This window comes from Pseudoalteromonas sp. JC28, assembly GCF_013319255.1.
GTDB lineage: Bacteria > Pseudomonadota > Gammaproteobacteria > Enterobacterales > Alteromonadaceae > Pseudoalteromonas.
Genome location: NZ_QOKX01000002.1, coordinates 467218 through 481525 on the forward strand (window position 1 = coordinate 467218; position 14308 = coordinate 481525).

General features: G+C 44.9%; 4 protein-coding genes. All 4 read right to left on the reverse strand.

The annotated features are described in order from the left end of the window. Positions 1-58: 58 nt before the first annotated feature. Positions 59-11665, reverse strand: coding sequence for an Ig-like domain-containing protein (locus tag DS891_RS07295; RefSeq protein WP_174169344.1), 11607 nt, complete (start codon positions 11663-11665; stop codon positions 59-61). Positions 11666-11767: 102 nt separating this feature from the next. Further along, the gene (locus DS891_RS07300) at positions 11768-13090 is read right to left on the reverse strand and encodes a S8 family serine peptidase (RefSeq protein WP_174169345.1); all 1323 of its coding nucleotides are present in this window, start codon (positions 13088-13090) and stop codon (positions 11768-11770) included. Positions 13091-13235: 145 nt separating this feature from the next. Next, positions 13236-13769, reverse strand: a complete 534-nt coding sequence (locus DS891_RS07305) for a phage tail protein (RefSeq protein ID WP_174169346.1) — start codon at positions 13767-13769, stop codon at positions 13236-13238. Between the two features lie 11 nt (positions 13770-13780). After that, positions 13781-14305: a phage tail protein gene (locus DS891_RS07310; protein WP_174169347.1), complete on the reverse strand. Its 525-nt coding sequence runs from the start codon at positions 14303-14305 to the stop codon at positions 13781-13783. Positions 14306-14308 lie beyond the last annotated feature (3 nt).

Sequence of the window (14308 nt, forward strand, 5' to 3'; positions counted from 1 at the left end):
TATAAAAAGGCCTCAACATTTAGTTGAGGCCTTTTCAATGCTAAAACTGCAGTTAAGCTTAAAAACGATAGCTCAAATTAAGAGCTAGGTCATTTACATCATTTGCTGAAATGAAATAATGGCTATAATCGACTCCTAATGTCAAAGCTTCACTGAGTTGATAATGAACACCACCGCCTATGTAACCGCTGGTACCGCTGTCTTCGTAACGAGTGGAAAATCGACCATCCCGAACGCTGTTAATCTTGTAATCCCAATTAAACGCACCCAAGAACATTTTACCAACAAACTTATCTGCAAATGATTTTGAGTAGTTGAATTGTAATGCAAGACCCTCAGGCAAGACAGGAGCAACTCGTGCCAAAGTCATTTGGCTTTGTTCAGGATCAGCACTTAAGCCCGAAAACTCAACGCTACCTTGGCCAAGATCGATATAACGAAGTCCAATATGCCAATTGGGTATTAATTCGTAAAATGCGCCTATCGACCAACTGCTACTTTTCTCATCTAAGCTGACAACGTTTAGCTCAGTAGAATTAATTTCACTGTCTGCATTTGACTGCCCAAATGTCGCCTCTAACTCCCAATTGCTCGCCTGTGCCTGTGTTGTTAATAAACAACTACTACTTACTAATGCAAAGGCAGGTAAGAGTGATTTTCTGCGGCGAATCACCACCGCGCTGATTAATAGTAACAACATGCCTCCCATAGTCCCTGAGGACTTGTTAGTTATTGATGTAACTTGTTTCACCGCTACAGTGACATTTACTTGGCCTTCAGCCGTCGCACCAAACTCATCTTTAACAACATAGTTAATTGTATCTGTACCTTCAAATCCCGTTTTTGGTGTGTAGCTCAACGTACCATCGATATTGACGGCCACAGAACCTTGGCCTGCTGTTGCAGAAACAATGCTTAGCACGCCACCTTCAGGGTCACTATCATTTGCAAGTACATCAATGATAATTTTTGAGCCATTTGAGGTTGCCGTATCGTTCGCAACTTGTGGTGGTTGATTAGCAATAATAGAAACCGTTGCGGTACTATTACTCGATCCCCCCTGACCATCAGTGACACTATATTGAATAGTAGCATTACCCATAAATGCAGCTGGTGGTGTGTAATTCAATTGATTGTTTTCTATACTAACCACACCGAAATCGACGCTCGCCCCCGTTATGGTAAGTGCATCATTGTCACTGTCCGTATCGTTTTCAAGCACATCAATTATAATTGTTTGACCAGAGACAATTGTCACACTGTCGGCGTTAGCTATGGGTTGTGCGTTATCCGTAATTGGTACTGCAATTCCACCTGGGTCGACAATACTGCCATTGGCAATACCATCGTCATCATTTGGACCACCATCAACAATACGTAGTTGCACACACCAATCACCATCGCTAAGGCCTGCGCTCCATTCGTTGCTTCCAGGTGGTGGACAGAAACCTGGCTCACCTTGAGTAGAGAGCAACTCGTTACCTTCTCCAATCACAAAGTCTTGCCACTCACCGCCAATTAGCTTGCGATAAACCGCATTAAGTGGGATAGGTTTGCGTTGTGGTAACACGATACTATATACATCTCCCGGTTGTGGTAACCCCGTCGCAATAAAGTCGAACAAACCACCTGCATTATTTGCATCCGGATCTGAAGGTAACTCAGACTCTAACAGCTGTAAGCCACCCGTATTGTTCTGCGGTACAGTTGCACCTTTACGTAAGCAAACACCAGGGTCACCTTCAACCAAGAACTGATTTGATTCTAATGCTTGTTCTTGCACCACATTACAATCGGTGATCGCATCCATGAAGTCAGGAATACCATCACCATCCTGATCGACATAGCCTTCTTGATCATCAGGAATTAAATCCCCATCAGTATCTTCTCCGGACAATAACCCTAATGACGGAACAACCTCAATAAACACGGTTCGAGATGTCGACAAACTGGGGGTCGCATTATCTTCTGCCGTAACCCCTACTTTATAAATACCCGTAGGTACATTTTCAGGGCTAAACTCAAAGATAAATGGATCATCCGATGTATTGACTAACACTGCATCTGGCTGCCAACTGACACTCACTTGATCATTTGGATTAGGATCAGCAACCAAAGCTTCTATGGTAACCACATCATTAGAGGCGGTAATTAGGCTACGCTCTTCACCACTTTGCTGCACGACCGCCGTTAAGCTTGGCGCCACATTCTGCTCAACAATTGTTACTGTTGAAGTAGATTTAGCGCCTCTGTTAACTGAGTCACTCAAGGAAATCACAATGGTTTCGTTATCTTCACTTATACCATCAGCAAAGATATTAAAGGTGATGGTAGCACTAGTACCTGCGTTTATTACCACTTCACCCGACTGCAAATCGTGATCACTACTATCGGCTGTACCAGTTACGGTATAAGGCACCGTTACTGGGTAACTTGGTGCTGTACCATTTAGATACACCTTCACAGAATGACTACGATCTTCGGCAACTCGACTATCTTTTTGCAGCGAGATCAAAGGATTGACGTTTAGATTTTGACTCGCAGTGGCTTGTTGTCCTTGATTATCAGTTGTCTGCCAATAAACAATATGTTTACCAGGTGCAAAGATAGGTGTGCCTCTAACCAATGATACTGGCAGTGGGTTTCCTGAGCTATCTGTAGCGACAGCAATACCAAGGTTCACTTTTGTAAATAACCCAGTTGCATCCACTGTTAAATCACTTGGCGTAGTGATTGAAGGAGCATTGCCGGTGCTTGTATTATTAATCGTAATACTTGCATTAGCCTTTGCTCTGGCTTTACCTTCATCTTCAATCATATAAGTGACAACAATTGGCCCTTGTGTATTTTGCACGGCTTGGTAAGTCAAGGTGTTATTTGAAATAAACGCAGAGCCTATCGATGCTTTTGCACCTATAATTCTTAGCGTTCCGCCATCTGGATCACTATCGTTGCTCAAGACTGGCAGTACATACTGATTAGAAGCCACAGCATCGAAGGTGAAACTGTCATCAACGGCAATAGGTGCATCATTTACGGAAGTTACTGTCATCGCGACTGAAGCCGTATTTGACTTAAATTCACCGTCTGACACTGTGTAAGTAAATACATCGGAACCATTAAAGTTTGGCAATGGTGTATAGCTAAACACAGTACCTTGAATTTGAACTACACCATTTTGTGGCTGCGACACTAACTCCATTGTTAATGCATCACCGTCGGCATCACTAACCTCTGCCGAGAAGCTTGTCGTTCCATCTTCAAGCACCGCTCTTTGCATGTTGTTTGCTACTGGCGCGGCGTTAACCGGCTCAACATTGATTTCAAATGCCGGTAAGCTTGCTTGTAATGCACCATCACTGACACTCACGATGATATTACTGTAAGTGCCCACATCATCTCTAGTCGGTGTCCCCGCAATATTACCAGAGGACGTATCAAAACTTGCCCAAGCTGGTAAATTGGTTACAGCAAACGTCAGTGTTTGAGAATCCACATCGGATGCCGTCGGTGTAAAGCTGTATGCTTCGTCTTGTTTAACACTTGTTGATGGCGTACCTGAGATAACTGGTGCGTCATTCACAGCATTCACCACTATGCTAAACGCAGGCAAGGATGCGTCAGCTTGACCATCCGACACCGTAATTACGATGCCGCTATATGTGCCATCTTGCCCTTCGGTTGGCGTGCCTGTAATAGCACCCGTTGAGTCGTCGAAACTCGCCCAAACTGGAAGGTTTGTGACGCTAAACGTTAAACTATCACCATCTGTATCCAATGCTGTCGGTGTAAAGCTGTATGCAACATCTTCATTGACAGAAGTTGAAGGCGCTCCTGAAATAAACGGCGCATCATTTACTGATGTCACTGTAATATTGACTGTCGCTGCATTCGACACTAAACCTTCAGCATCTTGTACCGTATAAGTAAAGCTATCATTGCCGAAGAAATTAGCATTTGGTGTATAAACAATATTACCTGTTGTGAGTACTTGTAGTGAACCGCCTTGAGGCTGACTAACAATAGCAACACTTGCGACATTGAGCTGGCTATCTACATCCGTATCGTTACCCAATACGTTGATTTCAATGTTGCCATCTTCAAGTAATTGAGCCGTATTGTTAACAGCAACTGGCGCATCATTAACTGCTGTGATATTGACTGTAACCGTCGCCGGATCAGAACGCAGCCCTTCACTATCTTCTACGGTATAAGTGAAGGTCAATATACCATTTTGGTCTTGTTTTGGAGTGATCGCGAGCACACCATCCGAACCAACTGTAACGGTTGCAAGGTCGTAGTTACCTGCACCATCGCCTTTATCTTCAAGCGCAATATCCGAACCATCAAAACCTTGGTCTTCAACATCAGAGTCATTTGCAAGAATTGCCAATGTTGTCGCGGTATCTTCGTTTGTTGTTACCGTGTCATTACCCGCTATAGGTCGGTCGTTTACAGCGCCAATATTGACGGAAATAGTCGCAATATTTGACTTCCCACCCTCACTGTCAAGAATCGAGTAAGTAAAGCTATCACTCCCCGTCTCATTGGCATTTGGTGTATAGGTAATAGTGCCATTATTCAAGTCTATTGCCGCTTGACCTTTACTGGGCTGAGACTCAAGTGCAATAGTACCAGTTGGGTTGGTATCTTCGACATCCGTTGCATTTGCTCTCACGGGCAATGCTGAAGTTGACGTGTCTTCGTCTATATTCGGTGTAAAGTTAGCCGCGACTGGTAAATCATTTACAGGTGTAATGGTTATACTAACCGTTGCCTCATTAGATTCAGCCAGAGTCGAGTCTTTAACCGTATAAGTAAATGAATCCGAACCATTTTCATTCGCGGTTGGCGTAAAGGTCACTACCCCATTAGTAACGCTTAACTGTCCCTTAGTCGGTTGAGTTTTGATAGTAACCGATGAGGCAACCATGTTGTTTTCAGGGTCACTATCATTAGCAAGCACATTCACTGAGTTTGAGGCATCTTCAAGCGTAGTCAGCGTATCATTCACAGCCGTTGGTGCATCTTCAATCGCGTTCATATTGATTGTTACGGTGTACACCGGCGAGCTGGCATTAGCACTGTCTTCAACATGATAGGTGAAGCTATCGGTATGATTCTCACTCCCCCCATGAACATAACTAAAACTACCATCGGCATTCAGGGTTAACGTACCGTATTGCGGATCTGTGTCTTTTACTATCGTTAGACTATCGTTGGAATCGAGATCATCGTCACTCGCAAGCGACAGTAAGCCATTGTTGAAGTCCCGCGTTAATGTTGCGCCTTCATCTATAGTGAAGCTAGTGCTTTGCCCCGTTGGCGCATCATTGGTATTAACTACTTCAATATTAAATGCTGTGAGTGTATCGCTATCCGTTCCGTCGCTCACCGAAATTTCAATATTAGAAGTCGTGCCAACATGAGAGTCATCCGGAGTACCTGAAAGTTTACCCGTTTGCGTATCAAATGTTGCCCAACTTGGTTTATTCGTAATGCTAAAAGTATGAGTATCGGCTGTGTCAGAATCAGTCAAGGTCGGCGTAAAGTCGTATTCACTGTCTTCATTGACGCTCGTTGCCGGTGTGCCTGTGAGCACAGGGGCAACATTATACTTTTTAGTGACGGTGTCAGTTACTGCACTCGATTCATTCCCAGCGGTATCAGTTACAGTAACAGATAACGTCAATGTTCCTTCGTTTAATGAGGTGACATTAATTCCAGTCTCTTGGTGGGTAGTACCCGTTATAGATATTGCACTTGAGCTAGTTACTGAACTGCTACCGTCTGAGATTTCATAAGTAAAACTACCCGCTGATTCCAAGCCCGTTAATGTGAAGCTAAATGCAGTTTCATTACCTGCATTGATTAAATCTTGGTCAATCGCAGCTGAAATCCCACTTGGTGCGGAGTTGTCTAGCGTGACTGTCGTGCTCGCTGCGCTTGAGGTATTGCCTGCAGCATCACTTTGCGATGCCGTTACCGTCAATGTGCCATTGTTAAACGTGCTAACATCAAATTCTGAGCCACTTATTGTCCATTCGCCGGAACTATCAGCAGTGACAGTACGATCCAAACTATTCGCACCGTCATTGATAGTGACAACTACGCTATTTCCAGCTTCCGCTCCCGTTCCTACTATCAAAACATCATCATCTTCTGATGCATTTATTAAATCATCGCCTTCTATAGGCGTTGTGATCGCAGGTGCTGAAGGTGCTGAGTTATCCAATGTGATCGTGGTGCTAGCTGCACTTGAGGTATTACCTGCTGCGTCACTTTGAGTAGCTGAGACCGTCAATGTGCCATTGTTAAACGTACTGACATCAAATTCCGAGCCACTTATAGTCCAGGCCCCTGAGCCGTCCGCAGTGACCGTTCGATTAAAACTATTTGCACCGTCATGAATAGTAACGGTTACGCTATTACCCGCTTCAGCGCCCGTTCCTACAATCAACACATCATTATCTTCCGCCGCATTTACTCGGCCATCACCTTCAATTGGTGTCGTAATTGTCGGTGCTGAAGGTGCTGTATTATCGAGTGTAACAGTGGTACTTGCTGCACCAGAGATATTCCCTGCTGAATCTGTTTGCGTCGCCGATACAGTTAATTCGCCATTACTAAATCCACTAACATTGAACTCACTGCCACTGATAGTCCAGTTACCGCTACCATCGGAAGTTACATTTTGACTCAGCGTTGCTGAACCGTCAGTAATACTCACGCTAACAGTCACGTTAGCATCGGCACCAGAGCCAGCAATCAAGACATCACTGTCTTCAGCGGCATTAATTTGACCATCACCCTCAATTGGAGTCGTAATACTAGGCACTGAAACACTCGTATCAATGACCATTGATAAGCTATTGCTATTGGTAATATTACCGGCTGTGTCCGTTGATCGCGCTGTGATTGCGTGCGTACCACTGGTCATCGCCGAACTTGGGGTAATAGTCCATGCACCTCCCGCAGCTGTGGCTGAGCCAACAACGCCATCAAGATCAGAAATTAGTGTCACTGTGTCGCCGGTAGATGCACTTCCTGTGAATGTGGGCGTTGTATCATTAGTAATGTTATCTGCATTCGAGGAGCCGGTATCACTCCCAGCAGTCAGATCTGGCGTGCTTGGCGCGGTAGGGGCTGTATTATCGATCGTTACGCTTAAAGAACTAGAGCTACTACTTACGTTCGTGCTCGCATCCGTGGCGGTCGCAAAAATCGCATGTGATAACCCAGCAGTCAACGGATCCGTTGTAATTTGCCAATTACCACCCGTTGCTGTGCCAGTACCAATGACCGTGGTACCTCCGCCTACCTGATCACTATATAATTTAACCGTCGCCCCGCTCTCAGCAGTACCACTGAAGGTTGGTGTGGTGTCATTGGTAATGTTGTCTGAGCTTGAAGCCCCAGAGTCTGAAGCCGCATCCAAGTCTGGTGTCGATGGCGCATTTGGGGCCACGTCATCGTTGACCGTTATCGTGAATGACTCTTGATAACTTGCGGTTCCATCACTCGTTTGAATACAAATAACATAGTCACCCGGAGATGTTGATGCTTGCGTTTGTAACGTAGCTCCTGAAAATTGGAAACTGCCGTTACCCGTATTTGCGCTACATGTACCACCATTGCTACTGCCAGCCGTAACCAAGCTATAGGTATGACTGTCACCACTTTCCACATCTGTGGTGCTGGCTGTCGCCACGGTCGCAGCAGTTCCGGTATTCGATTGGTCTATGCTTGTTGCTGTCAATGCAATATCGGTAGGGGCATCATTTACAAGAGTAATAGTCACTGCGGCCTGATTTGTACCAGTACTGTCTGACGTCCCATCATTAAAGGTATAGTTAAGTGTTACAGATGAGCTTGGATCCTCAGAGCTGTTACCGTAGCCAATTGATTGCAGCACATTATCCACTAGCGCGGAAGTAGCACTGCTGTTGAAAGTGAGTACTAATGTGCCTGCTGAGTTAGTGGTGACTGTACCGACCTCAGTGCTATCGTAACTTAACGTGCCTCCCTGAGTCAGCGTACCAAGCAACCCTGTGTTACTAAATACATCTTGACTGTTAGCGCCACCTGAGCGTGAGATTGTTAGCGACGCACCATCATAATTACCATCTCCGCCACTCAGTGCGTCAAGCTCAGTATCTGCAATGGTTACATCGCTGTCTATCGCAATCGAAGTTCCATTTTCAGTAAAGGTATTACCACCATTTAAATTACTAAAGATAGGCTCATCATTTGCAACTTCAAAGGTGATCACTGTATCACTGCCAGAGTCAGCGACCGTAAACGCAAGATCGTTCCCTGCGGCATTCGTGAGCGAAATACTTATTTCTGGGTTAACAAAAGTAGTAGCGTTGGTGTCCACCTCCAGCGTACTAGTACCATTGAAGCGAATATTGCTGGTTGATAACCCTGTTATACCTGTAATTGTTATCTTATCTCCGATGCTAAGATCGGCTATTGTGTCACCATTTAAATCACTTTGCGCTCCGACAAAATTATCATTACCATCGTTACCTGTCATGGTATCTGTACCGCCGCCAGGACGTATAGTGTCTGCACCACTACCACCTGTGATAGTATCAGAACCATCCAAATCTGTTGCCGTTATTTCTAGCACATCACTAGAAAAGGCAGAAGCGTCTATGACTAAGTCAGATGTGATTGCACTGCCGCTGGCATTTGCAACCGACACAGTTTGACCATCAGCATTAAAGTTGTCTGTAAGTGTGATCGTTGCTGCGCTATTGGTGCCAATTGAAATGCCTTCAACAGCAGAAACCGAGGTGGTCGAGAAGTCAAATTCTCCACCATCCATAAGTTTTAATGTCTCACTACCCGCCGCCCCTGAAATCGCTGTTGCAAAATCACTCAGGTTGGCCGTATCAATCGCAACAGTTGCACCACTTGATAGACTAAGGTTTCCTATATTGAAGAATCTACCTCCAGTTACATCCGCACCATCTGACGCTAAAACAAGATCTGCTACGTTCGTGTCGCCAGTTAAATCGCCAGTGTAGGAGCTACCACCGATATTAAACGTTACAGCATCATCGTTCGACGTTGCAGAAACATCAGTGGTACCGTTACTGATGGTAATAGTCCTAGTATTGCTAGCATCGTCACCAACACTATAAACTTCAACCGAAGAGAAAGTGGTGATATCCCCATCACCAGAAATATTGATAGTTTCTGATCCAGCTGCTGAAATATTACCAGTAAAACTTTCATGTTGAGCTACTGTCATGGAAACAGACGCGCCGGAGGCTATCGTTAAATTACTGACCGCGTTTATACTTGCTGCCGTAATATCAGCACCAGAACTTAACGACAAAGTATCGGCAGTGGTATTTTCGCCTGTGATTGTTCCAGTATAGGTAAGCGAACCTATATCGAAGGTAATTGCATCTGAAGTTGAAGTACCAGTAACAGAATGACCTGCACTGCTCACGGTCACGGTTCTTGAATTGGTTAAATCATCAGATAAAGTATAATTTTCAAGCGCAGAAACCGTTGTAATATCGCCATTGCCAGAGACAGTTAGAGAATTAGTGCCGTCGCCGGAAACCGAACCAGTAAACGATGACAACTGAGATACTGAAACTGTTGCAGAGCCACCAGTTGCTACAGAAAGGTTTTCAAAACCGCTTACTAACGCGCTCGCAATATTTCCGCCATCACTAATTGAAAGCGTATCTGTACCACTGCCTCCTGCTAGCGTACCAGTAGCTGTGAATGTACCAACATTTACGGTGTCGTCACCACTGCTGCCAGTTACACTTTGCCCAGCAGCGCCAAGCGTAAAGGTATTAGCCGCTGAAAGTATGTAAGTTTCAATTGCACTGTTACCCGTTAAACCATCACTCACATCACTGATTGTAATCGTCTCGGTTGCCGCTGCTGTGATTGCTGAGAAGCTGTCATGCTGAGCTTCCGTCATAGTGACTGAGGCATTATCATTTAAGGTCAGTGATTCGAAACCACTGAGCGCAGTACCACTGATGTTTGCGCCGTTATCCACTTGTAGAGTATCTGTGCCTGCGCCAGCTGCGAGCATACCTGACGGCGTAAACCAAATTATATTAATCGTGTCATCCCCGCTGCTACCCGTCACATTTTGTGCCGCGCTCCCCAAGGTAAAGTTCATTGCAGCGCCTAACACATAGGTTTCAATGTCGCTATCACCGGTTAGGGTTTGATCTCCATCCGCGCTAGATATTGTAAATTGGTTTGTACCTGAACCATTGATGGTGGTAAACGCTTCGTGCTGTGTTTCGGTCAGCGTTAAAGAACCGTTACTATCTGGGGTTAATGTTTCAAAATTAGCTAGTAACGTAAAGTTAGCTAGATTAGAACCAGTTACTACAAATAGTGTATCAGTTCCCGCGCCCCCATCCGCAGTTGAACCAGCAATATGGCTAGTATCAGCAATCGTCAGTGTTTCATCGTCACTAGTAAAAGTGATTGCTGGAGATAAGTTTGTGCCGTTTGCTGTATTAAAACCGGCTGCGGTACTGCTCGCAGCAATAACATTGCTCACAGCCACAGTCGCAGTTCTATACTCACTACTCAGTGTACCGTCGTTGATGACAACAGTTACGGTTCTTGCGGTTTCGTTGGGAGTACTGGAGGTATTATTATAAGTGATTGCCTGTAAGAAGGTTTGCACTTCTGACGCGGAAGCCGTTGCGCCAGTGATAGAAATTGTATCTTGTAGCGAAATATCAGAAGAACCCGAAATTCCCGTCAATGCATCTTGAGCGGATGCACTAACATTCAGGCCTTCAGATGCACCGTCTTGATCGTTGGTAAGGCTTACTATTATGGTGGTAATTGTGTCGCCATCAGCTTCCGTCACAGCAGCATTCGCGGCGATATTTACCGCGTCACCACCTTCAGAAAATGAAGCACTACTATTATCGCTGCCACTGGTTGAATCTAAATCAACAAGTGGTGCCTCATTTACGTTTGTTACCGTGATATAAATGCTTTGGTCAGCGGTGTTAACACTATCATCGGCAGTAACCGTAATATTGTAAATATTGTCGCCGCCGTTGTCTCCCGGCGATTCATAATCCGGTGCAGTCTTAAACGTGATGACACCTTCGGTTGAGTGAATATTGAACAGCGAAGCATCTGTACCAGATAAAGAGTAAGTGATCCCTACGTCATTGCCACCGCCATCACCATCGGTTGCATTAACATCCAGCACTGTGCCCGTACCATTTTCTGCAAAGTTAGTCGATCCGTTGCTGACAAACTCTGGATCATTATTGGTCGGTGTTCCAGGATCCCAAGCACAATAAGGTGCGTAATCATTACATGCCGTCTCTGTTTTAAATTGACTACAATACGTATTTCGGGGGTCCCCGTCAGCAGGTCCACATAGCAGAAATTCCAGCCGCCCCCAATTTGGGTCGCGTGTGACCGTAATGGCTTTGCCTGTCAATCTTGACTGCACGTACTCTAGCGCTTGCTGGTTAACAGCGGTATGAGCCGCCCCGCCCTGTAATGCCTCTGCATTTGCTAGCGCTGATGAAGCCACTGCCACAGGCAACTGAATAGCAGCACTGCATAGCAATGCAGCCTTAATATGGGTTTGTAGTTTACTGCGCGTAAATATCGCTGCGCTGTTATGTTCTGTATCCATAGTTTTATCCACATTTTATACCCAGAAGCTCACTTCCAAGGTAGGAACGACCTTTATCCAACTTGTTGTGTTATCAGTAGCTAACACAACCGTTTAATTACTTTACTTACTCTGGTTGTCCAACGCTAAACCAGACACTTGAGCCAGCTTTTGTTTGACTTTACTTGCCGTTAGTTCGGGCTCAGCAGCCAACAGCAGTGCAATCATGCCCGTGCCATATGCCGCTGCGTAAGAAGTACCACCAAAACCACTGTATGCATTATTTCTTGCAATCCCCCTAGCACTATAACCTGGCATCCAAGCACTTACCGATTTACCAAAGTTACTGAAGCTTGCCGGCATACCGCTGCTATTCATTGCGCCCACCACCACCGCAGACGCAATACTCGCCTCTGTACTATTTGCTTTAATCATCTTTCCACTATTTCCGGCGGCTAATACTACTAAGGTTCCTTTACCACCTCGGCCGGTTTGTGCTAAGCCATCAATGGCATCTTTTATTGGTTCTAATAGCCACTGCGTTTGCCAACTCATGTTAACAACATCGGCTTGCGCCAGTTGCGCGATATGTAACGACTCCAATGTATGGCTTGTCCAGCTTTTTGTTTGCCTTATTGCAATAAGCCCGGCGTCGATTGCAAGGCCCGCCATTTCAGCTGGCAGCAAGCTGGTTGCGCCTGCAAAAATCACTCCAACTACCTTAGTACCATGTTTATCAAAGCGGCTTTGCGGCTGTACGTCCTTGACTCTTCTTTCAATATCGTAGGTGAGTAATACCTTAGTTTTACTTAAGGCCTCATGTTTTAAATCAAAGCCATCATCGATAACAACGATTTTTACTCCCTCGCCTTGAGTCGATTGTTGTAGTTGCTTTTGCCATTTCTCTAACTGAAATAAACGAAAAGGTAGGCTTTTCATAGAACCTGATTGCGACAAGGTTTTTGTTAGCCATTGCGCAGCGTTGTTGTTTTCAACTTCGAGCTTACTTTTTATTTGTAAAATATCTGGTTGAGCATATATTACCCCCTCCAAACCACTGGCAATCGCTAGTGCACCAGTTAAGCGCTTTGCGGACACGTCTTTTAGCGATACCACCATAAACTCGTGCTCTGCAAAGGGCCCAAAGGTGGCTAGCTGACCCACCTCTGTTTTTTGTTTTAAGGCGTTTGTAACACCACCGCCCATCCCAGCCTTTATTTTTATGATTATTCTGTTACTCAGCTCTACCAATTGTTCTGAATTAGCAAACTTATACACACTCTTAGGTTCAGCGTTGCTCTGTTCAAGCTTTATCTTGTTGCCAAAATTAACAAACTCAATTCCCTGTGCATTCGTCGTACCAATAGATAAAACAACAAATATAAAGTACAGCACCAGCTTTAATCTTGTTAGATAAAAAAGCTGACAAATCTCTTTTTTACACATTGGTTACCACTCTTACAAACATCACAATAAGTTACCAACTTAAAAGCGATAATAACACTCAATTACCACCATAAAATATAAGTATTAGTAAGGACCAGCACCAACAACAAGCCAATCTCTTACCAATACTTTGCGCCTTACTAAGCTAGTTCCTTGGTGGAAATGTGCCATCTAGTGCCAATGCAAACTGAATCGCCAAAAATGGCTGGCGGTTTTCATGTCCAGCATTTGCCATGCCATTAGTACCAAGCGCAGCATAATCCATCGCTATCTGCTCTTCCACATCAGGTTGGTTATCATAAGCAGTAAAGCCTGTAGACTGAGCGAGTAGATTCCCCTGCCCCGTATCAACCGTTTCGGCTAATGAAGTCGTACCATAAAAAGTATGGGTATGAGCAGGTAAGTCCGACGCAACTAGCATAACTTCATTGTCGCCTTGTTTTTCGGTTAACCAATTTGGTGTCAGGCCAGGGCCTGTCCCCGTCCCCATCGGAACTCTACATTGTAAATTTGGCACCCCCATGGTGGTGCGACAATCACCACCAAAGTTACAGCCTATTACCGCAAAAAGTGCTGAATTTTGCGATATAGGTAGTAGTTGTCCTTCACAACTGGTCCACCACTCTGGTGTAAAATTGCAAACAAACATTCGAACTTCACCTAAAAAACAATCAGCCATTCTTCTTCTCCTTAATTTCTAGGTGGATATATGCCATTTAGGCATATGATAAAATTAACCCCAAGGCTAGGCATTTTGTTTTCATGAGCCTGATTGCTTCCCGCTGAGGCAATGATGCCGTCGTACATAGCTGAAGGACCATTACCATGCTGGGCCGTTGCTGGTTCACAGTATATATCAGCTTTACCCAACACTTGCCCACCAGGGCTTGTACCCGTCGCGGTGTTGTTACTTACCTGAAAATTATGGCTATGCGATGGTATTTGACTGACGTCCAAGGTAACCGTTTCCACCCCTTTCATTGTTCCTATTTGTGTTGGCGTTAATCCAGGACCACTACCGAACCCCATAGGTAATCGACCCCGCATATCCGGAAACCCAAAACTACTTCTTCCATCACCACCATAAGTATTTCCAAGCAAAGAGAATAATGCTTCATTCCCTGTAATTGCAGTGATCTGCCCGTAGCAAAACGCCCATTTAAATGGCGAGTAATTGCCGGCAAACATCGTTATCTGTCCAATAAACCCTTCCATTAC